We start from the raw sequence: 26,444 nt of genomic DNA on the forward strand, positions 1-26,444 counted from the left end.
TTTGGAGTCACCACCATGAGTACCCGTATTCCTCCCGGCCCGGGCGCTGTGCCCATGCCGTCGCGCCGTCTGTTCGTGCAGGGCATCGCTGCTGGCGGCGTGGTCGCCGGCATCGCCGCGGCCGGCATCCCGCAGCGCGCGCTCGCCGCCGCTTCTGCCGCGCCACGCCTGGCCGGCGCACCTTCGGTCATCAGCGATACCCGCGTCGAACTGGCAATCGGCGAGTCGCTGGCCAACTTCACCGGACGCACCCGCCCGGCGATCACCGTCAACGGATCGCTGCCGGCACCGATCCTGCGCTGGCGCGAAGGCCAGACCGTGGACCTGTTCGTGCGCAACACGCTCGGCCAGCACCCTACTTCGATCCACTGGCACGGCATCCTGCTGCCGGCCAACATGGATGGCGTGCCCGGCCTGAGCTTCAGCGGCATCGGCCCCGGCGAGACCTACCACTACCACTTCGACCTCAAACAGTCCGGCACCTACTGGTATCACAGCCATTCGCTGTTCCAGGAACAGGCGGGTCTGTACGGCGCGCTGATCATCGACCCGGCCGAACCGGCGCCGTACCGGCATGACCGCGAGCACGTGATCATGCTGTCCGACTGGACCGACATGGATCCCGGCGCGTTGTTCCGGCGCATGAAGAAGCTCGCCGAGCACGACAACTACTACAAGCGCACCCTGCCCGACTTCCTGCACGACGCGCGTCGCGATGGCTGGTCGGCCGCGCTGTCCGACCGCGGCATGTGGGGCCGGATGCGGATGACGCCCAGCGACATCTCCGACATCAACGCGCACACCTACACCTACCTGATGAACGGGACCGCGCCGGCCGGCAACTGGACCGGGCTGTTCCGCAGTGGCGAAAAGGTGCTGCTGCGTTTCATCAACGGTGCGTCGATGACCTACTTCGACGTGCGCATTCCCGGCCTGAAGATGACCGTGGTCGCCGCCGACGGCCAGTACATCCATCCGGTCAGCATCGACGAGTTCCGCATCGCCCCGGCCGAAACCTACGACGTACTGGTGGAACCCAGCGGCCAGGATGCCTTCACCATCTTCTGCCAGGACATGGGCCGCACGGGTTATGCCGCCGGCACCCTCGCCGTGCGGCATGGGCTGCAGGCACCGATTCCCGCGCGCGATCCGCGCCCGTTGCTGACGATGGGCGACATGGGTCACGACATGGGCGGCGGTGGCCACGGCGGACACGACATGGCAGCAATGAAGGGCATGGAAGGCGGCTGCGGTGCCAGCATGGGCCACGGCGCACATGGCGGCGGTGATACCGCCAGCAAAGCGCCAAAGCATCCGGCCAGCGAGCGCAACAATCCGCTGGTGGACATGCAGAGTTCGGCCACCGAGCCCAAGCTGGACGACCCCGGCATCGGCCTGCGCGACAACGGCCGCCAGGTGCTGACCTATGGTGCGATGCGCAGCCTGTTCGAAGACCCCGATGGCCGCGAGCCCGGCCGCGAGATCGAGCTGCACCTGACCGGCCACATGGAAAAGTTCTCCTGGTCGTTCGACGGCATTCCCTTCGCCGGTGCCGAACCGCTGCGCCTGAACTACGGCGAGCGCATGCGCATCGTGCTGGTCAACGACACCATGATGCAGCATCCGATCCACCTGCATGGCGTGTGGAGCGACCTGGAAAACGCGCAGGGTGAATTCCAGGTGCGCAAGCACACCATCGACATGCCGCCCGGTACACGCCGCACCTATCGCGTACGCGCCGATGCACTCGGCCGCTGGGCCTACCACTGCCATCTGCTGTACCACATGGAAGCAGGCATGATGCGCGAAGTGAGGATCGAAGAATGAGCCGTTCGCTGCTTGCCCCAAGCCTGTTGACTCTCGGCCTGTTGGCCGCGCTGCCCACGTTCGCGCAGTCCCATGCCGGCCATGACATGACAGCACACGCGCCTCCTGCCGATGCCACGCCAGCGGCCGACGTGGATCATTCGAAGATGGACCATTCGAAGATGGATCACGGTGCGATGGACCATTCAACGATGGACCATGGCGCGATGGATCACTCGACAATGGGCCACGCCCCCCCCGCGCCGACGCAGCCGCGCGAACCGATACCTGTCCCCACCGATGCCGATCGTGCGGCCGCGTTTCCACCCATCGCGCATGGTGCGATGGAGCACGCCCCGGAAATCCACAGCCTGCTGCTGATCGATCGCCTGGAACACTGGGATGGAAAGAACGGCAACGGCCAGGCCTGGGAGGCCAGTGGCTGGATCGGCGGCAACATCAACCGCCTGTGGCTGCGCACCGATGGCGAACGCAGTGAAGGCCGCACGGAATCATCAGGCGTGGAAGCACTGTACGGGCGTGCAATTTCGCCGTGGTGGGACGTGTTGGTCGGTGTACGCCAGGACTTCCGCCCCGCCGATTCACGCACCTGGGCGGCGATCGGCATCCAGGGCTTGGCGCCGTACAAGTTCGAAAGCTCGGCCACGCTGTATGCCGGTTCCGGTGGCCAGCTGATGGCCAAGGCCGAAATCGAATACGACGTGCTGTTGACCAACCGGTTGATCCTGCAGCCCCTGCTGGAAGCGACCGCGGCCAGCAAGGACGAACCGGAGCACGGCATCGGCCGCGGTCTCAACAAGGTCGAAGCCGGCCTGCGCCTGCGCTACGAGTTCAATCGCCGCTTCGCGCCGTACATCGGCATCAGCCACGAACGCGCCTTCGGCGATACCGCCGACTATGCGGGCGACCATGCACGCGACACACGCTGGGTCGCCGGCATCCGCATGTGGTTCTGAGCAGCGGATCATGAGCAGCAGCCAGCCCCGGCAACCGCCGGGGCCGGCTACACTGCCGCACGTTCCATTGCAGGCTGCACCATGTCGTTGTCTATCCGCCGCGCCACCCTCGCCGACGTCGACGCGTTGTCGGCGATCGCCATCGCCACCTATATCGAAACCTGGGGCGATTCCTATCCGCCGCAGGACCTGCACCGCTTCCTGCAGGATCACTACGGCGCCGAGCCGCAGCGAGCGGAACTGTCCGACCCGCGCAGCGCGGTGTGGCTGCTGCTGGAGGGTGAGACGGTGGTGGGCTATCTGGCCGCCGGTGCCAACACCCTGCCGCATGCCGAAGCACGCGAAGGCGACATCGAACTGAAGCGGCTGTACATCCTGGCCAGCCACCAGAACGGCGGCCACGGCGCGCGCCTGATGGATGCCTTCATGGCCTGGCTGGACCAGCCGCAGCGCCGCACCCTGTGGGTGGGCGTGTGGGAAGAGAACTTCGGCGCGCAGCGCTTCTACGCGCGCTACGGCTGCAGCAAGGCCGGCGAGTATGACTTCATTGTCGGCGACAGCCGCGACCGCGAGTTCATCCTGCGCCGGCCCTGAGCCGCGTCAGAAATCGAACAACTCCGAAAGGAAGCTCTCCTTCTTCTTTTTCTTGTAACCCTGGCTGTACTGGCCACGGCTGTCATCATGGCGCTGGCCGAGATGACGGGTATCGCGATGCATCACCGGCGGCGGAGCGGCCTGCGGTTGCACCGGCGCGGGCCCTGGCGGCGGCATGGCGGCACCTGCACCGTCAGTGGCGCGCTCGATGATCTTGTCGAGTTCGCCACGATCCAGCCATACGCCACGGCAGCTCGGGCAGTAGTCGATCTCGATGCCATGGCGCTCGGCCATCTGCAGGGTCTGGGTCTTGCACACGGGGCACAGCATTCGCATTGCTCCTGTCGGTCTGGCCTCGACTGTACCTGCGTGCGGATGACTGTGCGGCAACGCATGACCGATGGCACAGGGACTTCCGGCGCGTGCCGCCACGTCCGCCGCCCTGCAGACTGCCTCGCGACCTCGCTGCAAGGAATGCATGTGACTGCCCGTGACTCGATTCCCACAGGCGTCCGCCTGTTGCTGGTGCTGTTTGGCCCTGGCCTTGGCCTGAACGTGCGCGACATCAGTGCCGCGCTGGGCGCGCCGATTCCCGCCCTGCCCATGCCCTACGGTGGCAGCCTGCTGGACAACGCGCTGGCGGTGCTGGTCGCACTGCTGCTGGCCACGCTGCTGCGCCCCCGCGGAGTGGGCCTGCTGGCCAGCCTCGGCCTGCGCGGAAACGGCATGCGTGGCCCGTTGTGGGTGCTGCTGGCCAGCCTGCCGTGCTGGCTGGGGCTGGCCCTGCTGGGGACGCCCAACACGGCGCTGACGACGCTGGACGCCACGATGCTGGCCGTGCTGTTTCCGCTGGCCGAAGAAGTGCTGTTCCGTGGCCTCGGCTTCGTGCTGCTGGTGAAGATCGTACGCGGCCCCTGGCCGTTGCTCGCACTGCCGCAGGCGCTGCTGTTCGGCATGGTGCACTGGCTTGGCTTCGGCGGCTTCGACGGCGGCGGCATGGCCCTGTTCGTCGGCGTAGTGATCGCCTTCGGCGGCTTCATCTTCGCCTGGCTCGACCACCTCGACGGCAACACCCTGTGGTGCGGCCTGGCCCTGCACGTGTCGATGAACCTGGCCTGGAATGTGTTCAGCCTCGACGACGCCGTTGCGCTGGGCTGGCAGGCCACAAGTTTGCGCATCGGCACTACGCTGCTGGCAGTGGCAGCGCTGGCCTGGCATGTGCGGCGCCAGCGCGACCGCGCGCTGTAACGCCGGCTTAGCCGATCCTGCACACGGGGCTCACTGGGGGCTTGCGCATACTTGCGCGCCTTTCATGCCCTGCCGTCCGGAGTTGTTGCGTCATGCTGCTGTCCAAGCGCCACGTTGAACCACGCGTCCTGCTGATCGAAGACGCCGAGGAAACCCGTGAACTGAGCCGGATGGCGCTGGAGAGCCAGGCCTGCCACGTCGCAGGCGTCAGCAGCGCCGAAGCCGCGCTGGGCCTGCTGGCCGCCGGAGAGCGCTTCGACCTGATGTTCACCGACGTCAATCTCGGCCTGGTCAGCGGCATCGAGGCCGCCAACCGCGTGCGCAGCCTGTATCCGCAGCTGCCGATCCTGGTGACCTCCGGCATGGACCAGCATGCCGTGCTGCCGCAACTGCACGACGGCATTCATTTCCTGCCCAAGCCCTACAACATGAGCGAGCTGCTGGATGCGATCCGGCTGTGCTTCCGCCATGCCGCTGATGCCGCGCTGATGCCGGCGCCGCAGGCAAGCGCGGCCTGAGGCTGCCATCCACGCATGGCGTGGATCTACTGGTGCAGCCACGCATGGCGTGGCTCTACTGGTGCGTCCACGCATGGCGTGGATCTACTGGTCCATCCACGCATGGCGTGGCTCTACGGGTGCATCCACGCATGGCGTGGATCTACTGGTCCATCCACGCATGGCGTGGCTCTACGGGTGCATCCACGCATGGCGTGTATCTACTGGTGCATCCAGGCGCGGCGTCGATCTACTTCGATGCGCACCGTTGCGTGAACGGAAAATGCTGCCAGTAGATCCACGCCATGCGTGGATGGAGCCGGCCGTCAGCCGCCGGTATACGGTCCTTCGCCCGGAAGTACCTCAAGCAGCGCACCGGTGATCACGCGCGGATACACGGTGAGATGGTCTTCGCCATCAATCACGATGTTCTCCACCTGCAGCTTGCGACCGCTGCGCTGCAGCTGACCGGCGAAGTCGGCGGTCTGCCGCAGCATGTCGTTGCCCGTTGAATAGCGCGGCCCCGGCTTGACCGTCTCGTAGCCGCCCACCGACAGCAGCACGCGGATGGGCTGTGACGGCATCACGGCGGCATCCTGCATGCGCGGCAGCAGGCCCTGGTCGAACCACAGCGACGGACTGGACAGGATATAGGTGCCGAACATGTCGGGCTGGGTCGTCAGCACGTAAGCACCCAACAGCGCGCCATAGGAATGACCCGCAAACACGCGCCGGGCCGGATCGGTACGGTAGCGCGCATCGATCATCGGCAGCGCGTGGTCAGCCAGGAAGTCGCGGTAATGGGCCGCGCCGCCATAGGTCACGTCATCGCTGTAGTAGCCGGAAGGGGTGCGTACAGGATCACTGGGGGTGTAGTCGCGCGAGCGGCTCTGTTTGGAGGTCAGGCCTTCCTGCGGCGGCAAACCGACCAGGATGAAATCCTCGATGTTGACGCCCTGCTGCCCCACCAAGTTGCGTATGCTGCGCACCAGCGGAAAGCTGTACAGCGCATCGGTCACGTACACCACCGGATAACGCTTCTGCGGATGCGCCGCGTAGCCGGCAGGCAACGCCACCCACAGGGCATAGTCGCGCCCGATCGGGTCATGCACGCGCAGTGACTCGGTATCGGGCAGCACAACGCCTGGCACGGCCGTCGCGCTTTCCCTGGCTTCCTTCTGCGTTGCCGGCGGCGCCACCGACATCGCGCACCCTGCCAAGGCCAGGCAGGCCAGCACACTCCATACACGCACACGCTGCATCCGCGCTCTCCTGTTGCGGGCGGCGCACCCAGGTGGCGCCGCTGATGCATCCTCACACACCGCGTTGTTGCACGCCAAACCTCTCAAGGCGACGCAGGCGGCGGTACCGGGAACAACGTACGCAGGCCCTGCAGGGCGGCCGGGTGGTAGATCGTGGCATGGGTCTCTTCCGGCAGCGGCTGGTACTTCACCAGCGTTGCCGGCGATGCCTGCTGCAGCAGCGCCGCCAAGCGCGCGCTCGACGCTGCCAGTTCCGGCTGGCCACTGCTGGCCAGGAACAGCCGCGCACCGCTGCGCGCGACCGACGGCACCTGCTTGCCTGCGCCAGACAGCAAGGCGCCGCCGTTCCACCACAGGCTGGGGTCCAGCGCGATATAGCTGTTGAACAAGGCCGGTTCCTGCAGCAGCGTCTCGATCACGAACAACCCGGCCAGCGATTCCCCGATCAGTGCCCGCTCGTCGGTGGTCGCATAGCGCTGGCGTACCTGCGGCATCAGTTCATCGCGCAGGAAATCACGGTACGCCGCCGAGCCACCAATGCGCGGCGCGATCTTCTGGTCCTCAGGATCACGGCTCGGGCCGGTCATGTCGCGGCGGCGCTCGGTGTTCTCGATGCCGACCAGCAGGAACGGACGCATGCTGCCGTTGCCGGTCAGCACCTGCACCAACCCGGCCACGTGCAGGAAGTCCTCGCCGATGCCGCCGTCGGGCATGTACAGCACCGGCAGTGGCGTCTTCGGGTCCAGACCCCACGGCTGCGGGCGATAGACGTTGATGCGCCGGGTTTCGCCCAACGCCTTGGACTGGAGGGTGAAGGTCTCGCCGATGACCAACGGTGAGGCGACCGCCGGCTGAGGCGCCGGTTCGGCGGCCATCAGCGGCGCGGCGGAGACACAGGACAACAACAGCGACAGTACGATCAAGCGCATTGGGCGCCCCATCCAGCGAAAGATGCCGAGCATAGCGCCCGGACGCGCGCAGTGGCGCCTGCCAGATGGGTAGATCCATGCCATGCCTGGATGACTTGCCGTGACTCGCGCCCGGGTACGGCCCCCGTACCGCGCGTGCACCGCCACGTGTCGTGTTTGAACCGCCAAGGACGCCACTATCGTCGCACCTGCACCGAAATGCGGTGGGTACAACTGGAACGCACAGAGGACATTGATAGCGAAAGTGAAGCCAGCTTTACACACGCTGGTTCACGGCAGATGCATCGCAATGTGCGGTTTGCGGCATCTTCCAGCGCGATCAACCAGCTGCGGAAACGAATGCGTCGTGTACTGACGCTTGCTGCGCAGGACAGGCCTGCGCCACCATCGTCGCGCGTCTGGATTCCGCATGTCCTTCCGGAAATTCCTGATTGAAATCCAAGCGAAAGCGCAAACACCATGCTGCGCCACCGACAACGGGTGGCACCGGGCCTGCAAGCCCGTGATGATTTTCGAGCCGTTGTTTACGCTTGCCCGCCGGCACCGTTCTTCAATGGTGCCGGCGGGTAATCCGTCGGCCTTTATGGCGGGCGGTGCGTGGGGGCCTTCGTGCCCGCCGGTCAATGGCTCTAATCATCCCGGCTTGCAGCCACGCACCGTCCGCCACCCGCTCTGCGCGGTGGCACTCCCACCTCAGAGCCGAGGAAGCCGAGATGACCGAAGGTCCGCCCTATGCCTCATATGCCGCCAGCGTCAACGACGACGATGACAACCCTGCGCCCGAACTGAGCACGTTCCTGGGTTGCCTCAAACGCATCCGCGCGGGCGAAGGTGCAGACGGCCAGCCCTGGCCTGATACCAGCCTTCCCGCAGGGCGCAGGCTGGCACTGTCACGCGTGGAGCGGGCGGCCGTCGGCATGCTGACCGTGGCAGAGATGCTGCACGCCGCCGATCGCTGCCGATCGATGGCAACGCCGGACCGGCATCTGGATGACGGCGTGGTCGAAGGGCTGTTCTTCGCCTTCCGCGGGCTGGCGGAACTGGTATGCCGGGATATCCGGGCTGAGTAGGAACCCTGCACCGTAATCCAGCCCATACTCGGGCCGGGCCCGTCCCGGGTTCCATCGACACTGACACAAGGAGGTTCGCATGTTGAATGCCATGATCATTGCCGCGCTGGCCGCAAGCCCAGCCGCGCCCGTACCGTACGCCGACTGCCTGCTCGGCAACATCCAACCCGGTCTGTCCGACCGCGCCGTGCAATTGGTGCAGCAGGCGTGCGCCGCGAAGTACCCCGACAGCTTCACTGCCTCGCTGGAACTGGAGCGCAATTACAGCGCCCAGCGGCAGGCCCGGTTCGACGCAGAGCGCGCCGCAGTGGAGCGTGCGGCCAACGCGGCCGCCGTTGCCGCACAAGTAGCGGCAGACCGCGAGGCAGCCCGTTCCCAGGGCGCGAAGTCCAGGTAGGACCTCACCGTTCTGCAACAAGAAAGGCACCGCTTGGCGGTGCCTTTCTGGATGACCGGAGTCATTGCCTGCAATGGTGGGCCGTGATGGATTCGAACCATCGACCAAAAGATTAAAAGAAAGCTTAACTATGCCGTTAAAACAATAACTTATGCGGGATTTTTTCCCCGGCAGGGCTGTGTGGAACCATTGAGATATCAAGGCGGGCGATGTAATTTTCCCGGAGCGCTGGCGCATTGGGCCCGGCGCTTCTGACGCGCTCAAGGATCCGAGATCGATGTCCTATCTGCCTAAGCTGCTGCCCTACGTTCGTCACGGTACCACTGAGGGCGATCGCAACTTCCTCAACGACGTCTTTGTGACCCCCGCACAGCTCGCCTCGATCTGCGGCGTGGAGCCGGGTAGCATGCGCGTATTGGTGGGTAACAAGGGAGCGGGCAAGTCTGCTCTCACGGAATGGCTCAGGAAGGCGGCAGTCGAGTCTAAGACGCCATGCGTCCTCGTGAGACCAGATCAGTTGGTAGGCGCGGGCGTACCTTCCGCGACTGACTTGGCAACGCTAAAGCGGTTCTTTTATGAAACGCTGCTGCGCTCGGTCGCTGTTGAGATCGGTTCACAGATCGCTTCTTACCTGCCGCTTACTGGCAGTCGTGCCACCTTGTACAACGAGGCTGTGTCAGGAGGCGCATCAGGAGACATCGTGTCTAAGGCGGTGTCACTGATCGGAGAGTTCTCAGAGCCTGTGACCAAAATAGATACAAAGAAGTTGCTCAGTCGCATCAGCGGTAGGAATTCAACTGCCGCTTTGACATCTGCGTTGAATGACCACTTGTTGAACAAGAGCGAGAAGCTGTTCCTCTTGTTAATAGATGACACGGATCAGATAGCCGCGCCTGATGACCGCCAGCAGCTGAACAAAATATGGGCGTTGATTCTCGCGGTCAGACGACTGGCCATGGAGTGCAACGCCGTCCGGCCGATCGTTACCTTGCGATCCAGTGTCTGGTCGAGGTTGATGCATGAAAACGCAGGACAGCGAGACCAAGTAGATCATATCCGTCCGCTTACTGTGCAGCTACGTGCCAGCGATGAAGTGATTGTCCAAATCATTGAACGGCGTATGCGGGAGGCAATGAAAACGGTGAAAATGCCCGCTCTCACTGCGTATGCACCGTTCTTTGAGGGACAGGACGTTCTGCTCCCAGGCAGTAAACAACGTCGCCGCTGGTCAGACTTCATCGCGAAGTCCGCTCGCGAGCGCCCACGTGATGCTTTGCAGTTGATCAAGAGCATGATCGAGGTGGCTGAGGACAACACCCACCCTAAGATCGGTGATGACGACGCCGATCGCGCAATGTCAATCTACTCTTCCGAGAGGGTCGACGACGTCGCGAATGAATACTCACTCGATCTCCCTTCAGTCCGAGAGTTGATCGACTCTTTCCATTCCTCCGATTTCGAGATGGGGTTTGAACAGCTGCGAGACCATCTCGCTAGGTCGCTGGGCATTGCACAGATGCAACTTCGAGGATCTACGTTGCAGAACCGAGATGATCACATCATCGCACTATTGGCTCTCTTACATGAAGTCGGGTTTGTCAACGCACGCATCGTGGACAAGACCAAGCCGAAAGGGTTTGCTCACAAGAACTACTCGGATGATCCCAAGTTCGTTCGTTACGAAAACTGGAACAATCTCCAAGCTGCCCACTGGGAGATCCATCCGGCCTTCCGCAGCCATCTGCTAAACGTTAAGGATGCCAAAGCGAGGGCTACGCGCTAGATAGCCTCAGCACTGTGACACGTGGTGGCAGGCGATCCAATGAAGTGTTTGCCATCAACGAGACGGTGGCCACTTTTCCGCTCGTAGGATGGAACCTTCGCCAGTCGCTCGTCTCAGTTGTAGGTGCTGGGGAGTCGGCGGATGCCTACCCCATCCAGTCAAAGGGCTGCTCGATGCTGCCCTTGGCCAGCCTGTTCGCCCGTACCGCCTGGCGGTATCGCAGGATCTGGTCGACGTCATCGCGCAGCCGGGCCTCGTACCTGGACACCCACATCTCAGCGCCGGCACCCTGTTCGTAGCTGCTGCAGGGGCGGGATGTTCCGCGTGGTCCGTTCCGATGCCGGTCGAGGGTGGCCACCCAGTTGCCGTCGTCCACGCGCTGGAACATGGCCACCACCCACACCCCGTCGCACACGATCACTGTCGGCACCTCACCTGGGCGACTGTCGGTCGAGACAGGCGATTTAGATCCCGTCGCCTACCCGTTGTCTCAGCGCCACCACCCACACACCGTTCAAAACGATGACCGTGGGGTCACCGCTTGGAAAGCTGGCAGCGCGTGTCGTCCAGTAGAAGTCGGGGGGGGGGGGGGCAGCGGTATGGTGGGGAGGATACGGCTGGCCCTCCCAAAGGTTGCGACAAGGGAGCGAGCTGCAGGCGTGAGCGTGTGCGGCGGCGGAGATGCTGATGGCCGCCTTACACGCGCTGAGACGAAAATTTTGAGTTGACCACGGGAAAGAGGTAATAAAGGTAACCACACCGAAAGAACAGCTCAATTAGTCATTACAATCAATGGCTTATATTTAAATAAATCAAGGTAACAATAGGGTAACCTTTGAGTAATCCCATTACCTTTTCAACAGGCAACATCAATGTTCAAAAATTTCCTTTTAAATCAATAACATCACTTTGTCGGAGTCAGAAAATTACCTCAGACCACCCCAAAAGGTAACCGTCTTTTTTTGTTGAATATCAATCACTTACTTGTCGTCTGGGGCCGCGTGTTACCTGGTTACCCCCTTCCCGTGGTCACCTGAAAAATCGGCTACGGCCGAAGGTGGCCAGAGGAGGCACCGGACGCCCCGCAAACACCCCCTATCGCGCAGGAAACCGCAGGGACAAGCCAGAGCCAGCGACACCCGGAGAACGCCATACGGTGCCGGTGCTGGGCCGTTCCGCAGGGAATGCAGAAAAAGCACCCTATGAAGTGCGCAGGCGTGGCAGGGAGACGAGTGCGCACGGAGAGCGCCGCGAGGCACTGCCATCCGCTAACATGCAGACATGAATGAGTCAGCTCGACCTCAAACCTCGTCGCTGTTCTTGGGCTTGACGCGAGTCAAGGGCATCGGCTTCAAAACCATGCGTGATCTTGGTGGCCCGCCAGGGGTCGCGGCTAAAGAGGCCGATGGCAGTCTATTGACGACACTGGCCGCTGCAACTGGTATCGAGCCTCCCATCCTTAAGCGCTTCGCTATGATGGAGGGCGTGGCTCTAAGGAGGCGCCTTAGAGAGGCGGGTGTCGAATTGATCACCCAGGCGGATGATCGGTATCCAGTCGCTTTCAGACAGATGAATCCCGAAATTCAGCCACTCTGGCTTTTCTGCAGAGGGAATTTGTCACTTCTGCAGAGGCCATCCATCGCGGTGGTAGGCACGCGCGACCCCTCCACCGAAGGTGCATTCTTAACCCAGTACGCCGCAAGAACGGTACAGGAGTTTGATGTTCCTCTGGTTAGCGGGCTAGCGCTAGGCGTCGACGCAATTGCGCATGAAACCGCGATCTCCTCAGCCGTTCCCAACGTCTCGGTCTTGGGGACAGGGATTTTGCGGCCTTACCCCGCACGAAATGCCTGGATGGCAGATGCCATTGTCGATAGCGGGGGTGTTTTGATTTCCGAGTACTTCCCAGAGGCCGAGCCGGCTGCCGATCAATTTGTCTGGCGTAACCGGCTGCAGGCCGCTCTAGCGGCCTGCGTCGTCGCGACGCAATGGAAGAAATCTTCTGGCACCGCTCACACGGTCCGGTTTGCCAAGGGATTTGGCAAGCCGACCATCAATCTTGTTCCCAATGGCATGAGAGTTTCCGCCGACCACGGTGTCGCAGAACATCTCTTCACAGTACCAAGAGAGCATTCCAGCTTCACAGCATGCCTAGAATCCGCCCTCAATCATTGGCCTGGCCCGGCAAGAAGCGAGCCGCCTGAGCCTCCATCGCTGGCCGAACAGCACTCGCTATTTGGATGAATCAATGGCATTGAAGCTAATCCTGGTCTCCATCAAGGGGACAATCGTCAACCCGCATAATGTGGTTGAACTTCAAGTCGCAAAAGATCTCGCACGGCTAGCAGCCGATCTGCATCCGCATGGTGTTCGATTGGCCCTTTGGTCCAACCAAGCTTGGACCTGCAACAACGTGCCATTGCACCAATACATCCAGTCAATGGCGGGCGTCACGATCTACGCCCACGGCGTTCAGTGGGACGGCTCACCTGCGAGAAAGAGGAAGGACTCCGCAGCGTCAATTCTTGCCAGCCATGGCGTACAGAGGCATGAGACCATTCTGCTTGGCGGCGGTGACGAGGACATGATCTGCGGCGTCAATAATCGCCTGCTCCACATCCGTAGTGACTGGTATGGGCAGAGAACCGACCACGGGTTTCAAGTCAAATCTGTCGAGGAACTACGCCGATTCTGCGGAATTTTTGGACTACGGCAATACAACCTATTCTGGCAGACCAACGGAGCAAACTGGAGCGTCTCCACGGCGGGGCCGTTCTCGACAATGATAGCGGCATATGCACTATTCGGTTACGACGCGAGGGACGCCGCCAAGCATGGCGCCGGGCATCCAGAATTTTGGTTCTACATTACGGTGGCGTCGCTCTATTTCTCTGGGCTCATGGAGGACGTCGACCATATCTGCAGTTACCCCGGCCACACCGACACACCCAAGAAAATCACCGCGAATGGTCTCGAGAGCATTCTTGCCAGGCTGGGTAAATGTACCCGCGCATCCTATCTTCACGATTTGATTCTGCGACACTCGACCGCAGCGAAGAGTCAACCTATCAAAGCATCTGATAGGCTCTTCAAAAATCAGCTCAGCACCATCAGGTTGAACAAGTTCCCCCATAGCAACCTTGCGGCCAACGCGCGGAAAACGCCCATCTCGCTTAGGGGAAAGCGAGTTCTGGTCGTCGATGACATGATCACATCAGGTCGAAGCATCGAAAGCGCCCGCGCTTACATCGAGGCGGCTGGAGGACAGGTGACAATGTTCGGATGGTTGAAGACAATCTCCGCGCCGTACATGGCCCTCAATGCCCCTATTCCGGGATTGAAGCCATACGAGATAAACACAATTACAAACGAGCCCGCATCGACGGCGCACTCCTATCAAGCTGGGGTGATCGCACAGAATGCTGCAGCGGAACTCGACGACATGCTCAAGCGTTTCGTTGCTTGGAACATCTGACACGGCCTGTGGCGACCGTATGCAGGGCGTGCGCCGGATTCTTCTCAGTGACGCCGCCCCGCAATTTCGCGTACCACAAGAGGGACCTAGTGCGCGGAGAGTGGGGAGCTAACGGTCTCCCTGAACCACCAGTCGCGCCTCCCACTCAGAAATAACCCATGCTACGCGCGCGTGAAGCGCCCACCAGGACAGACCAGTGATATCTCGACCTAAGCCTAACTTCCCTGCCAATCAAAAGACCGGAAGATTAGCGGAGATTTGGGTAGACACGTATTTCACGCGCCAGGGCTGGACAACAGGTGGATATAAGATCGACGATGGATTCGATCTGTTTGTCACACCACCCCGTTCTGAATTTGATGGGCAGTGCTTCCTTGTTCAGGTGAAGGGGCAGGCGAAGCGTCAAAAAGGCGGGGTGTTTGCGCCCGTATCAAGGGCCCGGCTTCGGGATTATGCGCGCGACGTTATGCCGGTACTGATATTCCGAGTGTTCCTGGATGACAATTCTGCCTATTGGACACACGCGCAACAGGTGGTTGAGGAGAATCCGCGCTTGGCTGTAGGAGCGGGTATTGCGCAAGTCCGGATGTCCCATAGCGCATCATCTTTTGACGAGTTCCTGCGGGTCGTGAAGCCGATATTGACGCCATCCCACAGGCGAATTAACGGCGTCCAAGAATTAATTACAAGGCGAGAAAGATATCTTTCCAGTCTCGATGAGACGCTGGATGTAACCATATCAGCGAATGGGAACGAGAGCACCATTTCAATCACGCAGAATAGTCATCCTGCGTCTCCGGCCGGTGTAACCCTGCAGGTTGGCGACGAAGAATTCCTAGCAATTCAAGAGATGACTCTATATGGCGAGTCAGCAACGATACGCAGCCAGAGTCTTCAATTCTATGGATCACCTCTCTATGAGGAGCTAGGGCTGAATATCCCACAACCTGGCACTCTCCAGCTTTCGCCCGCCCACAAGAAAGAATGCAAACTGCGACTGTGCCCGGCCGGGACGTCCCTTTTAGGGGATGAATTGGTTTTGCCCGGCGTCCTTACCTTCGGCCGTGCAGGGCTCACGGTTCAGACTACCGAGCGCGCAACTCTGAACGCGAAGCTTCGAGTTTCCAAAAGTGACAACGCCGTGGACGTCAAACTCACTATGGGACTCCCCGAATCCCTCTTCGCTGAGCAAATCTCGCTCAACCAGAGCATCGGGAGAATCGGGCAGTGGGCGGAGAGTTTAGAAGCTAGCGGAAGACTATCCATCGAGATATGCGCCTCAAAGCAGTCTCTCAAATTTTCGGCGCCGACAGATCATGCCAAACCACTTATTGAAGGACTTATCATTCTCGGAAAACTTCATCACATCGCGAGGATCACCAATTCAGAATACGTCCTACCCGATAGCCTCGCACTGACCACGAAAGAGGCGCAGAAAATTGATCTTGCGTATCGCCTATTCCGAGGGGAATTAGTAACTATTGAGGTACTTTCGGCCTTTGGCAGGCATTCAGATGCTGAGAAGGGGAACAGCCTTGCAGACCACGAAATCGCCTCGGAATTCTCGATAGTGGTCGGCAAAACTCTTGTGTGCAAGATCCCAATCACTATTAACCTATACCGTTACTCAGTCGGACCTCTTGATGCTTCTGGTTGCTTCGAGCTGACACGCAGTACTGAAAGCAGATCCACCGCATCCCTCCGTTGGCAGTAGCGCGCTGTCCGGCACGCGCTGCACAGTCGCTGCACGTTCGCCCACACCGCAGTCAAGCACTTGCATCCGTCAAGCAGGCGCTCAAAGCTCAAACGCATCAAACCGAATAACCTCATGGCCCAGCCACTCGTTGATGTCCGTCATGCGTGTCTGCTGCGGCGCTAGCTCCATCGCGGCCCACACCATCGCGGCCTCGCGGATCGAGCCGAAGCCGCCACTGTTCTGCGGCACGATCCCCAGCAGCTGTGGGGGCGTCCCAAGCGATGCGAGCATGTCGTCCCGGGTGACGCTCTTGATGCCAGTGAACTCATCCTTGGCCGCCACTACGCTGACCGGGATCAGCTTCAAACCATCCTTGCTGCCGCCTGGCGAGTGGACGAACAAATTGCGGAAATTGCCAGGGCCACGGGACTGCCGCAGCGCCTCGCGCAGATTGTCCACGTCGCCGCCCTCGGGCTGACTATCGATCAGGTACAGAATAAAACCGGCGTGCGAGCCGTTGTTGTAATACTTGCGGCGGAACAGCGTCGCCGATTCATTGAGCAGCGCAGACTACGCTGCCGGCTTTAGCGCTTTGCACTGCACGGCCTGAAACACCGGGGCATCACGGACGGCGGCAACAAAGCTGCAGGCGACCACGTTACCGAAACGATGCGGCAGCGCTACGACCATGAACTGCCGGTGGTTCAACCGCCCGGCAAGAGGAACGCACTTGAGCATGGAACCACTTTAATTTTTCCGGCAATTTTTCCGGAGACACGAAAAAGGCGCCGCGAGGGCGCCTAAGTCGTTGAATGCAATGGTGGGCCGTGATGGATTCGAACCATCGACCAAAAGATTAAAAGTCTTCTGCTCTACCGACTGAGCTAACGGCCCATGCAAGGCCCCGGCCTTTCGGCGGGGTGGGCATTCTACCGTACTTTTCCGGGCGGGGTGAAGCCGGGGATCTACCAGGTTGCCGACCAGCGGCCGCCACTACCCCGGCTGCGGGCCTCTAAACCTTTCCGCCACCCGCCGCATCTCACCTTCGCCCCTGCCCCGGAGCGATGGATGCGCCTGCCACTGCCGCTGATGCTCGCCCTGCTGCTGCCGTTTTCCGCCGCTGCGGCATCGCCTGCACAGGTGCGGACCGACGACATCGGCCGCTTCTGGGCTACTTACAATGCGGTGCTCGCCGAGCCCGATGCCGCGCAGCGGGTGGCCCTGGTGCAGCAGCGCTACATCGAGCCCGGCAGCCCTGGCCTGCATGCGCTGATGAAGGTGCGCAACTACACCGCCGCCGAATACGCACAAGCAATGCTCGCCTGGCCGCGCTTCTGGGCCTCGGTGCGGCCGCTGACCGCCAACGCCCGGCAGGCCAGCGCTACGCTGGAGCGGGATCTGGCTGCGTTCCGCAGGCTTTACCCCGCCCTGCGCCCGGCCAGCATCACTTATGCGGTGGGCGTGCTGCGCACAGGCGGCACCACGCTGGGGGACCAGGTGCTGATCGGCGCGGAAATGGCACTCGGCGATGCAAGCGTGGATGTCAGCGAACTGCCGGAGCCGTTGCGCAGTCGCCTGCGGATTTTCTACGACAGTACACCCGGCGCGAACAACGCGCAGAACAACCTGCACGAGTACGTGCACACCCAGCAGCGCGAGACCACGGGATCGCTCGCGCAATACGCGGTGCGTGAGGGCGTGGCCGAGTACATTGCCGAGCGCATCAGCGGTCGCCGACCGGCGCTGCCGCTGTATGCCTACGGGCCGTTGCACGAATCGGAGATCCGCGCTCGCTTCAGAGCGGAGATGGATGGCGATGCGCTGGACAACTGGCTGTACAACAGCGCCCGCAATGCGTTCGGGGTGAGTGATGTGGGGTACTACGCTGGTTACCGCATCGCGCAGGAGTACATGCGGCAGCAGCCGGATGAGCAGCCGGCGATCGCACGGATGATCGAGCTGGATTACAGCGATCCGGTTGCGGTGCGCGGCTTCATTGAAGCATCGGGTTGGCTGCAGCCTCCGCGCACCAATGAGGCTGCCGGCCAGCGGCCGGCACTACCGGAATCCCAACATTGGTAGCGCCGGGCCGCGCCCGGCGGACAGCGCCAACCAAGGTTGGCACCTACCAGAATCAGACCTGCCGGGGAGGCCGGCCAGCGGCCGGCACTACCAGAGGCGGTCAGGCGTACAGCGTCGGGTCGGCTACGCCGGCTTCGGTGAAGCCCTGCGCGCGCAGGCGGCAGGCATCGCAATGCCCGCAGGCCGCGCCGCTGGCATCGGCGTTGTAGCAGGACACGGTCAGGCCGAAGTCCACGCCCAGTCGCACGCCTTCGCTGACGATCTGGCCCTTGCTGAGGAACTGCAGCGGTGCATGCACGGTGATGCCCGCGCCTTCCACGCCCGACTTGGTCGCCAGGTTGGCCAGCGCCTGGAAGGCGGCGATGAACTCGGGGCGGCAATCCGGGTAGCCGGAGTAGTCCACGGCGTTGACGCCGCAGAAGATGTCGTTGGCACCAAGCACTTCGGCCCAGCCCAGCGCCAGCGACAGCATGATGGTGTTGCGCGCCGGCACGTAGGTGACCGGGATGCCCTCGCCGCCCGCCTCGGGCACGTCGATGTCGTCGGTCAGCGCCGAGCCGCCGATGCTGCGCAGGTCCACGTCCACGGTCTTGTGCACGATCACGCCCTGGGCCTTTGCCACGCGCGCGGCAGCATCCAGCTCGGAGGTGTGGCGCTGGCCGTAACGCACGCTGAGGGCATGCACGGCGAAGCCCTGTTCCTGGGCCATGGCGATGACGGCGGCTGAATCCATGCCGCCGGAGAGAAGCACGACTGCCTTCTTCATGGGTAAATCATCCGGTTGGGGGAGAAAGCCAGCACGCTGTCCCGCGCCGGAGCTACATCAGGAAACACTGCGCCGGCTTATCGGCCCGGCTCGTCGTTCCACAGGATTTTATGCAACTGCATCTGGAAGCGCACCGGCAGCCGGTCTTCGACGATCCAGTCGGCCAGCTGGCGGGCAGTGATCTCACCCTTGCTGGGTGAGAAGAACACCATCGTGCGCTGCACCAGCTGGTGTTCGGCGACCATGGCCTTGGCCCAGTCGTAGTCTTCGCGGTTGCAGATCACGAACTTGATCTGGTCACGCGTGGTCAGCAGCGGCAGGTTTTCCCAGCGGTTGCGCGCGACCTCGGCCGAGCCGGGGGTCTTGATGTCGACCACGCGCGACACGCGCGGATCGACGGCGCTGACGTCCAGCGCACCGGAAGTCTCCAGCGACACATCCAGGCCGGCATCGCACAGCTTCTGCAGCAGCACCAGGCAGCGCTTCTGCGACAGCGGCTCGCCGCCGGTCACGCAGACGTGGCGCACGCCCTGCGCCTGCACGTGGGCGACGATGTCGTCGATGTCCCACCAGGTGCCGCCGTGGAAGGCGTAGGCGGTGTCGCAGTACTGGCAGCGCAGCGGGCAGCCGGTCAGGCGCACGAACACGGTCGGCCAACCGGCGGTATCGGCTTCGCCCTGCAGGGAGGTGAAGATCTCGGTGATCTTCAGGCGCGGCAGGGGCGACTGCACGATTTCGCTGGGCGTGGCGACGGCGGCGGACGGGGGAACGGCGGTCATGGCAGGGACTTCTTGATGGGACACGTGGCGGGTGGGCTACCGTGGCCGGTAACGAACGCAGCCGGGCATGGCTCGGCTCTACAACAGCAGCCGGCCGGGTATGGCCCGGCGGGTAATGCAAGCCGCCGGGCATGGCCCAGCGCTACCGGATCCGGACGGGTTTGCCGACCCGGAAACGAAAGCAGCCGAGCAAGGGCTCGGCGCTACGGGGAACACATTGTACGCCCGCTCAGCGGATCAGCGGATCAGCGGATCTGATTGCCGAGGCGGATCGACTGCAGGCGGTCCTGCGCGGTACGCGCGGCGTCCGAGCCCGGGTATTGCGCCACGACGGTCTCCAGCGTCTGCTGGGCCTGGTCGACCTTGCCCTCACCGTACTGCGAGAGGCCGACCTTGAGCAGGCCGCCAGCGGCCTTGTCGTGGGTGGGATAGCGCGAGAGCAGTTCGCGGAACTGGGACTCGGCCATCGGGAAATTGCGGGTGGCGTAATAGCTTTCACCCAGCCAGTACAGCGCATTGGGGGCGTAGACGCCGTTGGGGTACAGCTCCAGGAAGCTCAGGAACAGCTGCGCCGAATCATCGTACTTGCCCGCCTTCAATGCGTCGAAGGCCACGTTGTAGGACGTACGCTCGTCACCGGTGACGGCCAGGCTGCCCGGGTCACCATGGACGGAAGGCGGCCGCTCGGAAGTGGCCGCCGCTGCGGGTTTTGCCGGGGCTGCAGGAGCCTTCGGTGCGCTCGCCGGAACCGCAGGCAGGGCCGGGGCGGCAGAGCCCCCTTCCAACCGGTTCAGGCGGCTGTCCAGATCCAGGTACTGATCCTGGGCCGTCTGCTTGAGCTGGGCGTTGTCGTGCTGGAGTTGCTCGATCGAGGCCTGCAGGCTGGTGACCTGCTGCCGCAGCTGATTGATCTGGTTCAACAGGTCCTGGTTGGCACTGTTGTTGTACATCTGCTGCTCGAGCGAACCGACGCGGTCGGCCAGGCTCTGACGTTGTGCATGCGCCGGTGCGGCAGCCACGAGGGCTGCCGCAACGACCAGCATCAGTTTGATGCCAAGGCGCATGGATTACTGCGCGGTGTAGACGATTTCGACGCGACGGTTCTGCGACCAGCAGGACTCGTTCGACTCGGTGCAGACCGGACGCTCTTCACCGTAGGAAACGACGGTCAGCTGCGAAGCCGAGCCACCGTTGGCCTGCAGTGCCGAGTTGACGCCGTTGCCACGACGCTCGCCCAGGGCCTGGTTGTACGCGCGCGAACCGCGCTCGTCGGTGTGGCCCTGCAGGGTGATGCGCGAGGACGGACGGTCACGCAGGTACTTGGCGTGGCAAGCCATGATGGCCTGGAATTCCGGCTTCACGTCTTCCTTGTCCAGGTCGAAGTAGACAACGCGCTGGCGCAGGCAGGCATCGGTGTCCAGGTCGCCCGGGCCGTACAGGCCGGAGGTGGACGGACCGGTCGGGGTGGTGGTCGAGGTGCCGGTATCGACCGGAGCCGGGGCTTCTTCCTTGACCTTCTTCGAGCAACCGGCCAGGACGGCCACAGACAGCAGGGAAACAAGCAGAACGCGGGTGGACTTGTTCATGGCGATACCTTTGTGGCTCCTAAGCCGATGAGGGGTTCAATACAGAGAAAATATTAACACTCTTTTAGCGCTGGGTACGGTATGGGGACCATGCCGGCTCGCGCACATCACCGTCTGCCAGAACCAGGCGCTGGCGCACTCGCGCATCGGCCGAGACGGCGTACAGCACACCACGACCACCCTCACGGGCGGCATACAGCACCATGCTCGCGTTGGGCGCAAAGCTCGGCGATTCGTCCAGCGAACCCGGCGACAGCGTGCTCCAGCGGGGCGAACCCAGCGAGCTGTCCATCAGGGCGATCTTGTAGCTGTTGCCCGAACCCTGGGCGACGGCGATCTTCTTGCCGTCGTAGGACACCGAGGGCTTGGCGTTGTAGTTGCCCTGGAAGGTCACGCGCTCGGCGCTGCCACCACCGGCACCGACCTTGTAGACCTGCGGACGGCCGCCGCGGTCGGAGGTGAAGTACACCGCGCTGCCGTCCGGCGCCCAGGTCGGCTCGGTATCGATGGCGAAGTGGTTGGTCAGCTGGGTCAGCTGCTTGCTGCCCAGATCCATCACGTAGATCTCCGGGTTGCCCGAACGCGACAGGGTCAGGGCCAGCTTGCGGCCGTCCGGCGAGAAGGCCGGGGCGCTGTTGATGCCGCGGAAGCTGGTGACCAGCTCACGGGCGCCGGTGGAGATGTTCTGGATGTAGATGGCCGAGTTGCCACGTTCGAAGCTGACGTAGGCCAGCTTGTTGCCATCCGGGCTCCACGACGGCGACAGCAGCGGCTCGGCCGAACGCACGATGGTCTGCGGGTTGAAGCCGTCCGAATCGGCCACCATCAGCGCGTAGCGCATGGCGTCGCCCTTGCCGCTGGCGGTCACGTAGGCGATGCGGGTCCAGAAGGCACCACGGACACCGGTGATCTTCTCGTAGATGGCGTCGGCCATCTGGTGGGCAACGTCGCGCATGGCATTGCCACGTGCGGTCATCGCCAGGCCCAGCAGGCGCTCGCCCTTGGGCACGTCGAACAGTTCGTACTCGACGCGGTAGGCGCCGGCACCGGCGTCCATGACCCGGCCGACGACGATGTAGTTCTGCTTCAGCGCGCGCCAGGTGGCGAACTGGATGTCACCGCCACGGATCGGCTTTTCGACGATCTGCGCTTCGGGCAGCGTGCGGAACTGGCCCGAACGTTCGAGGTCGGCACGGACCACGCCGGCGACGTCGGTCTGCGGAGCACCGGCTGCACCCTGGTAGGGCATCGGCACGATGGTGATCGGGAGGGCGGAGGCATTGCCGCCGATGATGTCGATATCCAGCCCCTTCTGCTGCGCGACGGCAGCAAAGGGCAGCAACAGGGCCGCAAACACGGCAAGCCAGCGAGGCATCTTCTTCATGGAGCGCTCAAATAGGGGGAACCGGAACGAGGGATAACAAAACGGCAGTGAACCGCTTCGCAATCATGAACCAAGGGTACGTGAATTCCTGGTCAGTGCCAGCCGGGTCTCTCACATGCCGTTAACGTCGCGGCCACCTTTCGTGCGAATGACGCGTCCCAAGCATGGCGTGGACGGGCCCGCACGATCCAGAGCTAAAGGCGTCATTGGATGACGGGACAGCCCCAAAGGGCTGCCCTGCCCCGCGCCTCAGCGATCCTGGGCGGTGAACGTGAAGTTGATCGTGCGTGCGAATACCTGCTCGAAACCGCGGTACGGCAGCGGCTGGGCGTTGAGCACGGCGGCCTCGATCGAGCGCTTGCCGGCTTCATCGAACGGGCAGCCGGCGCTGACCGTGGCGCTGCGGACGGTACCGCCCGGCAACTGGTTGATGGTGATCTGGCAGCGTTGGCCCAGCGGCACGCTGTCCGGACGCACCCACTGCGCCAGCACCTTGGCCTGGATGGCCGCCGCGTATTTGGCAGACAGATCATCACTGCTGCCACCACCACCGGCAGCCGGCTGTGCGGCACCACTGGCACCGGCAGCGGCCGTGCCTGCGGCATTGCGCGCAGCGGCGACCTCGCGCAGCTTCCGCTCGGCCAGCTTGGCTTCCTTTTCGGCCTGCTCGCGGCGGGCGCGGATGTCGGCGATCTTCTTCTGCTTCTCGGCCTCAGCCTTGTCAGCGGCCAGGCGTTCCTGCTCGGCCTGCTTCTTCTTGGCGTCCGCTTCCTGCTGCTTGGCCAGACGCAGCTTCTGCTCGGCCTCTTCCTGGCGCTTGCGCTCGGTCAGGTCGATCTGCTCTTGGCGGCGCTTGGCTTCCTGCTCCTGCTTGGCCTTTTCCTGCGAGATCGCCAACGCGCTGACCGCGTCCTGGTCCTTGGTATCGGGCTGCGCCACGCGCTCCTGCGCCTGTTGCTGCTGCGGCGTCGGTGCGTCCTGCGGGCGCGGCTCTTCAATCGGCTGCGGCGGCGGGATGGTGTCTTCCGGCACCGGGATCGGTTCGGCCACCGGCGGCGGCAGGTCTTCCAGCTTTTCCGACTGGCGCAGGGCCTGGCGGGCGGCGGCGGCTTCGGACGCGGACAGCGCCAGGCTGGCCTCGACCGAGGGATCACCTGCGGCGGCATCGGTATTGCGCTGCGGTGACCACAGCCAGGCGCCGATGAAGATCAACGCGACCAGCAGGTGCACCAGCACGGCCAGCACCATCGGCTGGCCCCAGCCGGGTTCCTGCTTGTGCGGTGGCGGCAGGGCGTCAGCGTGCATCGGTGGCCAGGCCTACCTTGTCCACGTTGGCGCGCTTGATCACGTCCATCGCCGCGATGACCTTTTCATAGGCCACGGCACGGTCGGCGGCGACGATCACGCGCACTCCCTTGTCCTGCGCGGCGATGCCGGACAGGTGGCCCTGCAGTTCCTCGGCAGTGACGGCCGTGGGTTCCTTGGCGTCGGGCAGCTTCAGGCTGAGCTGGCCGTCCTGGCGCACCGAGACGATCACCGGGTCCTGCTTGCTTTCCAGCGCCTTGGCGTTGGAATTGGGCAGGTCGACATCGAAGCTCAGGGTGAGCAGTGGCGCGGTGACCATGAAGATGATCAACAGCACCAGCATGACGTCGATATAGGGAACGACGTTGATTTCCGATTTCAGCTTGCGGCGCTTGCGGCGACCGATGGCAGCGGACATGGCTTGGACTCCCGGGTCTGGCGCTTACTCGTCGCCAGCGCTCTGGCGCTGCAGGATCGAGCTGAACTCGTCGGCGAAGGTCTCGAAACGCACCGACATGCGCTCCACGCGGGTGGTGAAGCGGTTGTAGGCCCACACTGCCGGGATCGCCACGAACAGGCCGATGGCAGTGGCGAACAGCGCTTCGGAGATGCCCGGGGCGACGGCGGCGATACCGGCCTGGGCGCCGCTGCTGATCATGTCGTGCATGGTCACCATGATGCCGAACACGGTACCCACCAGGCCCACGTACGGGGCGGTCGAGCCGATGTTGGCCAGCAGTTCCAGGTTGCGCTCGAGCTGGTCGACTTCGCGGGTGTAGGTGGTGCGCATGGCGCGCTGGGCACCTTCCAGCTGGGCACGGCCATCCAGCCGGCGCTTGTCGCGCAGGCGGGTGTACTCGCGGAAACCGGCTTCGAAGATGGCTTCCAGGCCGCCGACATTGCGGCTGCGGTCGGTGGCCGAGCTGTACAGCTTGCCCAGGTCGGCACCGGACCAGAAGCGGTTCTCGAACTCGTCGGCTTCGCGGGTGGCCTGCTTGAAGATGCGGGCCTTGCGGAAAATGATCACCCAGCTGACGAACGAGCCGACCAGCAGCGCCAGCACGATGATCTTCACCGGCAAGCTGGCCTTGGCCATCAGTTCGAGGTAGTTGATGCCGCCGCCGGTGGTGGCCTGGGCAAGGGTCTGGGTCGCGGCATTGCTGACGTCAGCCGGCAAAGCCTCGGTGACCGTGGCCTGCAGGGCCAGGAGCGTTGCGATCATCCGTTGTTCCTCAAGAGTTCTGTTCGGATTCGGGGTGGAGGTGGGGTTGCAGCGCGGCAAGGACGGCATCGTCCATGCCACGCGGGCGGAAACTGGCCGCGTCCAGTGCGGCGATGCGGACCTGTGCGGACAACAGCAGCTGGCCGTCGCGCAGGACCTGCTGGTCGAAGACCATGCTGGCCTTCTTCAGCTGGACCAGGGTGGCGCTTACCTGCAGCTGGTCATCCAGCCGTGCCGGCTTGATGAAATCCATCTGCATGGAGCGCACCGCGAAGACCATGCCGTGCTCGGACCGCATGCGCTCCTGGCCGTAGCCCAGCGCGCGCATCCATTCGGTCCGGGCCCGTTCCATGAAGGCCACGTAGCGGGCGTGGTAGACCACCCCGCCAGCGTCGGTATCTTCCCAGTAAATGCGTGTCGGCCAACTGAATCGCGGTTCAACCGACATCGGGGACCTCGGCAAACAGGTCCTGTGGCGGGTTCTTCGGCTTCAGGCCCATGTGCCGGTAGGCCTTGTGGGTCGCCATGCGGCCACGCGCGGTGCGCACCAGGAAGCCCTGCTGGATCAGGTACGGCTCGACCACGTCTTCCAGCGTGCCACGCTCTTCGGACAGCGCCGCGGCGAGCGACTCGATGCCCACCGGGCCACCGTCGAAGTAATCGACCATGGTCTTCAGCAGCCGGCGGTCAAGCTCGTCGAAGCCTTCCGGGTCGACCTTGAGCATCTGCATTGCGGCCTGGGCCACGGGCTGGTCGATGTGGCCACCGGCCTTGACCTGGGCGTAATCGCGCACGCGGCGCAGCAGGCGGTTGGCGATACGCGGGGTGCCACGCGCGCGGCGCGCGATCTCCCCTGCCCCGTCGGCGGTGCAGTCGATGGCCAGGATCGCGGCCGAGCGGCGCACGATGCGGGTCAGTTCTTCGACGCTGTAGAACTCCAGGCGCTGGACGATGCCGAAGCGGTCGCGCAGCGGCGCGGTCAACAGGCCGGCGCGGGTGGTGGCGCCGATCAGGGTGAACGGCGGCAGGTCGATCTTGATCGAGCGCGCCGCAGGGCCCTCGCCGATCATGATGTCGATCTGGAAATCTTCCATCGCCGGATACAGCACTTCTTCCACCACCGGCGACAGGCGATGGATCTCGTCGATGAACAGCACATCGTGCGGCTGCAGGTTGGTCAGCAGCGCGGCCAGATCGCCGGCCTTCTCGATCACCGGGCCGGAGGTCACGCGCAGGGCCACGCCCAGTTCGTTGGCGATGACGTGGCTGAGGGTGGTCTTGCCCAGGCCGGGGGGGCCGAAGATCAGGACGTGGTCCAGCGCGTCGCCACGACCCTTGGCGGCCTGGATGTAGATCTCCATCTGCTCGCGCACCGGCACCTGGCCGAGGTAATCGGCAAGTCGCTTGGGTCGGATGCTGGCGTCGGCGGCGTCATCCTCGCGGGTGGCGCCGGCGGCGATGATGCGGTCGTCGGTCATGTGCTGATTATGCGGTAAAAGCGGGGAGATTCGGCCGGGCTGCGCCCGGCACCCGCTACATGCAACGTCAACGTCAACGTCAAAAGCGGGTTTGCTGCGGGATGGCGG

26 protein-coding genes, 1 tRNA gene and 2 pseudogenes are annotated in these 26,444 nt (G+C 63.3%); 13 read left to right on the top strand and 16 right to left on the bottom strand.

Translation table 11 applies throughout. The annotated features are described in order from the left end of the window. Positions 1-15 precede the first annotated feature (15 nt). The 3 genes from CR918_RS14260 to CR918_RS14270 all read left to right on the top strand — a co-directional run bounded on the left by CR918_RS14260 (position 16) and on the right by CR918_RS14270 (position 3,377). Positions 16-1,827 carry a copper resistance system multicopper oxidase gene (locus CR918_RS14260; protein WP_099843387.1) on the top strand — a complete coding sequence of 604 codons (1,812 nt, stop codon included), beginning with the start codon at positions 16-18 and terminating at the stop codon, positions 1,825-1,827. After that, positions 1,824-2,783 carry a copper resistance protein B gene (locus CR918_RS14265; RefSeq protein ID WP_099843389.1) on the top strand — a complete coding sequence of 320 codons (960 nt, stop codon included), beginning with the start codon at positions 1,824-1,826 and terminating at the stop codon, positions 2,781-2,783. The genes CR918_RS14260 and CR918_RS14265 overlap by 4 nt, the downstream gene beginning before the upstream one ends. Before the next feature lie 81 nt (positions 2,784-2,864). Continuing rightward, positions 2,865-3,377, top strand: a complete 513-nt coding sequence (locus tag CR918_RS14270; protein ID WP_099843391.1) for a GNAT family N-acetyltransferase — start codon at positions 2,865-2,867, stop codon at positions 3,375-3,377. Positions 3,378-3,383: 6 nt separating this feature from the next. On the opposite strand, the gene CR918_RS14275 is transcribed toward CR918_RS14270, so the two are convergent. Further along, positions 3,384-3,707, bottom strand: a complete 324-nt coding sequence (locus CR918_RS14275; protein ID WP_099843393.1) for a TFIIB-type zinc ribbon-containing protein — start codon at positions 3,705-3,707, stop codon at positions 3,384-3,386. Positions 3,708-3,857: 150 nt separating this feature from the next. Here CR918_RS14275 and CR918_RS14280 point away from each other — a divergent pair, with 150 nt between their 5' ends. Next, positions 3,858-4,625 carry a CPBP family glutamic-type intramembrane protease gene (locus CR918_RS14280; protein ID WP_243379107.1) on the top strand — a complete coding sequence of 256 codons (768 nt, stop codon included), beginning with the start codon at positions 3,858-3,860 and terminating at the stop codon, positions 4,623-4,625. Positions 4,626-4,717: 92 nt separating this feature from the next. Next, positions 4,718-5,143 carry a response regulator gene (locus CR918_RS14285; protein WP_025874652.1) on the top strand — a complete coding sequence of 142 codons (426 nt, stop codon included), beginning with the start codon at positions 4,718-4,720 and terminating at the stop codon, positions 5,141-5,143. Positions 5,144-5,448: 305 nt separating this feature from the next. On the opposite strand, the gene CR918_RS14290 is transcribed toward CR918_RS14285, so the two are convergent. Both CR918_RS14290 and CR918_RS14295 read right to left on the bottom strand, forming a co-directional pair. Then, positions 5,449-6,384, bottom strand: coding sequence for an alpha/beta hydrolase (locus CR918_RS14290; RefSeq protein ID WP_099843397.1), 936 nt, complete (start codon positions 6,382-6,384; stop codon positions 5,449-5,451). An 83-nt stretch (positions 6,385-6,467) separates the two neighbouring features. Next, positions 6,468-7,313 (bottom strand): alpha/beta hydrolase, encoded by an 846-nt coding sequence (locus CR918_RS14295; RefSeq protein ID WP_099843399.1) that lies wholly within the window; start codon positions 7,311-7,313, stop codon positions 6,468-6,470. A gap of 713 nt (positions 7,314-8,026) precedes the next feature. Here CR918_RS14295 and CR918_RS14305 point away from each other — a divergent pair. From CR918_RS14305 to CR918_RS14315, 3 genes are all read left to right on the top strand, one after another. Beyond that, positions 8,027-8,383, top strand: a complete 357-nt coding sequence (locus tag CR918_RS14305) for a hypothetical protein (RefSeq protein WP_099843403.1) — start codon at positions 8,027-8,029, stop codon at positions 8,381-8,383. 79 nt (positions 8,384-8,462) lie between these two features. Continuing rightward, complete coding sequence (locus tag CR918_RS14310) at positions 8,463-8,780, top strand: hypothetical protein (protein ID WP_099843405.1); 318 nt, start codon at positions 8,463-8,465, stop codon at positions 8,778-8,780. A gap of 277 nt (positions 8,781-9,057) precedes the next feature. Then, entirely contained in the window at positions 9,058-10,563 is a 1,506-nt protein-coding gene (locus tag CR918_RS14315; protein ID WP_099843407.1) for a P-loop ATPase, Sll1717 family, read from the top strand. Between the two features lie 145 nt (positions 10,564-10,708). Here the strand turns inward: CR918_RS14315 and CR918_RS14320 are convergent, their stop codons facing one another. Beyond that, positions 10,709-10,984: a hypothetical protein gene (locus CR918_RS14320; protein ID WP_099843409.1), complete on the bottom strand. Its 276-nt coding sequence runs from the start codon at positions 10,982-10,984 to the stop codon at positions 10,709-10,711. 860 nt (positions 10,985-11,844) lie between these two features. Here CR918_RS14320 and CR918_RS14325 point away from each other — a divergent pair. The 3 genes from CR918_RS14325 to CR918_RS14335 all read left to right on the top strand — a co-directional run bounded on the left by CR918_RS14325 (position 11,845) and on the right by CR918_RS14335 (position 15,752). Next, the gene (locus CR918_RS14325) at positions 11,845-12,807 is read left to right on the top strand and encodes a DNA-processing protein DprA (protein ID WP_099843410.1); all 963 of its coding nucleotides are present in this window, start codon (positions 11,845-11,847) and stop codon (positions 12,805-12,807) included. 4 nt (positions 12,808-12,811) lie between these two features. Further along, entirely contained in the window at positions 12,812-14,038 is a 1,227-nt protein-coding gene (locus CR918_RS14330; RefSeq protein WP_108723612.1) for a phosphoribosyltransferase, read from the top strand. A 196-nt stretch (positions 14,039-14,234) separates the two neighbouring features. After that, positions 14,235-15,752, top strand: coding sequence for a DUF4365 domain-containing protein (locus tag CR918_RS14335; protein ID WP_099843413.1), 1,518 nt, complete (start codon positions 14,235-14,237; stop codon positions 15,750-15,752). A gap of 81 nt (positions 15,753-15,833) precedes the next feature. Here CR918_RS14335 and CR918_RS14340 read toward each other — a convergent pair. Continuing rightward, positions 15,834-16,304, bottom strand: a pseudogene (locus CR918_RS14340) (phage portal protein); the annotation flags it as partial. 18 nt (positions 16,305-16,322) lie between these two features. On the opposite strand from CR918_RS14340, the pseudogene CR918_RS21320 reads away from it, so the two are divergent. Then, positions 16,323-16,538: pseudogene (locus CR918_RS21320) on the top strand (hypothetical protein); the annotation flags it as partial. Positions 16,539-16,552: 14 nt separating this feature from the next. Here the strand turns inward: CR918_RS21320 and CR918_RS14350 are convergent. Beyond that, a tRNA-Lys gene (locus CR918_RS14350) sits at positions 16,553-16,628 on the bottom strand. Between the two features lie 174 nt (positions 16,629-16,802). Here CR918_RS14350 and CR918_RS14355 point away from each other — a divergent pair. Next, on the top strand, positions 16,803-17,816 hold the full coding sequence (locus tag CR918_RS14355; protein ID WP_099843415.1) for a DUF2268 domain-containing putative Zn-dependent protease: 1,014 nt from the start codon (positions 16,803-16,805) through the stop codon (positions 17,814-17,816). 100 nt (positions 17,817-17,916) lie between these two features. On the opposite strand, the gene queC is transcribed toward CR918_RS14355, so the two are convergent. From queC to ruvB, 10 genes are all read right to left on the bottom strand, one after another. After that, a complete protein-coding gene (queC, locus tag CR918_RS14360) occupies positions 17,917-18,582 on the bottom strand; it encodes a 7-cyano-7-deazaguanine synthase QueC (protein ID WP_099843418.1) in 666 nt (221 codons plus the stop codon). Between the two features lie 77 nt (positions 18,583-18,659). Further along, positions 18,660-19,361: a 7-carboxy-7-deazaguanine synthase QueE gene (gene queE / locus CR918_RS14365; RefSeq protein ID WP_099843420.1), complete on the bottom strand. Its 702-nt coding sequence runs from the start codon at positions 19,359-19,361 to the stop codon at positions 18,660-18,662. A 245-nt stretch (positions 19,362-19,606) separates the two neighbouring features. Next, positions 19,607-20,425, bottom strand: a complete 819-nt coding sequence (gene ybgF, locus CR918_RS14370) for a tol-pal system protein YbgF (protein ID WP_025874667.1) — start codon at positions 20,423-20,425, stop codon at positions 19,607-19,609. A 3-nt stretch (positions 20,426-20,428) separates the two neighbouring features. Continuing rightward, entirely contained in the window at positions 20,429-20,947 is a 519-nt protein-coding gene (gene pal, locus CR918_RS14375; protein WP_025874668.1) for a peptidoglycan-associated lipoprotein Pal, read from the bottom strand. A 64-nt stretch (positions 20,948-21,011) separates the two neighbouring features. Next, positions 21,012-22,331 (bottom strand): Tol-Pal system beta propeller repeat protein TolB, encoded by a 1,320-nt coding sequence (gene tolB, locus CR918_RS14380; RefSeq protein ID WP_025874669.1) that lies wholly within the window; start codon positions 22,329-22,331, stop codon positions 21,012-21,014. 249 nt (positions 22,332-22,580) lie between these two features. Further along, positions 22,581-23,636, bottom strand: coding sequence for a cell envelope integrity protein TolA (gene tolA, locus CR918_RS14385; protein WP_080150524.1), 1,056 nt, complete (start codon positions 23,634-23,636; stop codon positions 22,581-22,583). Further along, a complete protein-coding gene (gene tolR / locus CR918_RS14390; RefSeq protein WP_025874671.1) occupies positions 23,626-24,054 on the bottom strand; it encodes a protein TolR in 429 nt (142 codons plus the stop codon). Before tolR ends, tolA begins: the two co-directional genes overlap by 11 nt. Before the next feature lie 24 nt (positions 24,055-24,078). Next, positions 24,079-24,858 carry a protein TolQ gene (tolQ, locus tag CR918_RS14395; protein ID WP_025874672.1) on the bottom strand — a complete coding sequence of 260 codons (780 nt, stop codon included), beginning with the start codon at positions 24,856-24,858 and terminating at the stop codon, positions 24,079-24,081. A 10-nt stretch (positions 24,859-24,868) separates the two neighbouring features. Continuing rightward, positions 24,869-25,306, bottom strand: coding sequence for a tol-pal system-associated acyl-CoA thioesterase (ybgC, locus tag CR918_RS14400; protein ID WP_032975136.1), 438 nt, complete (start codon positions 25,304-25,306; stop codon positions 24,869-24,871). Continuing rightward, on the bottom strand, positions 25,296-26,336 hold the full coding sequence (gene ruvB / locus CR918_RS14405) for a Holliday junction branch migration DNA helicase RuvB (protein ID WP_099843422.1): 1,041 nt from the start codon (positions 26,334-26,336) through the stop codon (positions 25,296-25,298). Before ruvB ends, ybgC begins: the two co-directional genes overlap by 11 nt. Positions 26,337-26,444 lie beyond the last annotated feature (108 nt).

The sequence above is a fragment of the Stenotrophomonas indicatrix genome (assembly GCF_002750975.1).
Taxonomy (GTDB): domain Bacteria; phylum Pseudomonadota; class Gammaproteobacteria; order Xanthomonadales; family Xanthomonadaceae; genus Stenotrophomonas; species Stenotrophomonas indicatrix.

Bases quoted from the DNA above. Each gene is read 5' to 3' on its own strand.
- CR918_RS14260 (WP_099843387.1), top strand. From the start codon at position 16: ATGAGTACCCGTATTCCTCCCGGCCCGGGCGCTGTGCCCATGCCGTCG.
- CR918_RS14265 (WP_099843389.1), top strand. From the start codon at position 1,824: ATGAGCCGTTCGCTGCTTGCCCCAAGCCTGTTGACTCTCGGCCTGTTG.
- CR918_RS14270 (WP_099843391.1), top strand. From the start codon at position 2,865: ATGTCGTTGTCTATCCGCCGCGCCACCCTCGCCGACGTCGACGCGTTG.
- CR918_RS14275 (WP_099843393.1), bottom strand. From the start codon at position 3,707: ATGCTGTGCCCCGTGTGCAAGACCCAGACCCTGCAGATGGCCGAGCGC.
- CR918_RS14285 (WP_025874652.1), top strand. From the start codon at position 4,718: ATGCTGCTGTCCAAGCGCCACGTTGAACCACGCGTCCTGCTGATCGAA.
- CR918_RS14290 (WP_099843397.1), bottom strand. From the start codon at position 6,384: ATGCAGCGTGTGCGTGTATGGAGTGTGCTGGCCTGCCTGGCCTTGGCA.
- CR918_RS14295 (WP_099843399.1), bottom strand. From the start codon at position 7,313: ATGCGCTTGATCGTACTGTCGCTGTTGTTGTCCTGTGTCTCCGCCGCG.
- CR918_RS14305 (WP_099843403.1), top strand. From the start codon at position 8,027: ATGACCGAAGGTCCGCCCTATGCCTCATATGCCGCCAGCGTCAACGAC.
- CR918_RS14310 (WP_099843405.1), top strand. From the start codon at position 8,463: ATGTTGAATGCCATGATCATTGCCGCGCTGGCCGCAAGCCCAGCCGCG.
- CR918_RS14315 (WP_099843407.1), top strand. From the start codon at position 9,058: ATGTCCTATCTGCCTAAGCTGCTGCCCTACGTTCGTCACGGTACCACT.
- CR918_RS14325 (WP_099843410.1), top strand. From the start codon at position 11,845: ATGAATGAGTCAGCTCGACCTCAAACCTCGTCGCTGTTCTTGGGCTTG.
- CR918_RS14330 (WP_108723612.1), top strand. From the start codon at position 12,812: ATGGCATTGAAGCTAATCCTGGTCTCCATCAAGGGGACAATCGTCAAC.
- CR918_RS14355 (WP_099843415.1), top strand. From the start codon at position 16,803: ATGCGCCTGCCACTGCCGCTGATGCTCGCCCTGCTGCTGCCGTTTTCC.
- queC (WP_099843418.1), bottom strand. From the start codon at position 18,582: ATGAAGAAGGCAGTCGTGCTTCTCTCCGGCGGCATGGATTCAGCCGCC.
- queE (WP_099843420.1), bottom strand. From the start codon at position 19,361: ATGACCGCCGTTCCCCCGTCCGCCGCCGTCGCCACGCCCAGCGAAATC.
- ybgF (WP_025874667.1), bottom strand. From the start codon at position 20,425: ATGCGCCTTGGCATCAAACTGATGCTGGTCGTTGCGGCAGCCCTCGTG.
- pal (WP_025874668.1), bottom strand. From the start codon at position 20,947: ATGAACAAGTCCACCCGCGTTCTGCTTGTTTCCCTGCTGTCTGTGGCC.
- tolB (WP_025874669.1), bottom strand. From the start codon at position 22,331: ATGAAGAAGATGCCTCGCTGGCTTGCCGTGTTTGCGGCCCTGTTGCTG.
- tolA (WP_080150524.1), bottom strand. From the start codon at position 23,636: ATGCACGCTGACGCCCTGCCGCCACCGCACAAGCAGGAACCCGGCTGG.
- tolR (WP_025874671.1), bottom strand. From the start codon at position 24,054: ATGTCCGCTGCCATCGGTCGCCGCAAGCGCCGCAAGCTGAAATCGGAA.
- tolQ (WP_025874672.1), bottom strand. From the start codon at position 24,858: ATGATCGCAACGCTCCTGGCCCTGCAGGCCACGGTCACCGAGGCTTTG.
- ybgC (WP_032975136.1), bottom strand. From the start codon at position 25,306: ATGTCGGTTGAACCGCGATTCAGTTGGCCGACACGCATTTACTGGGAA.
- ruvB (WP_099843422.1), bottom strand. From the start codon at position 26,336: ATGACCGACGACCGCATCATCGCCGCCGGCGCCACCCGCGAGGATGAC.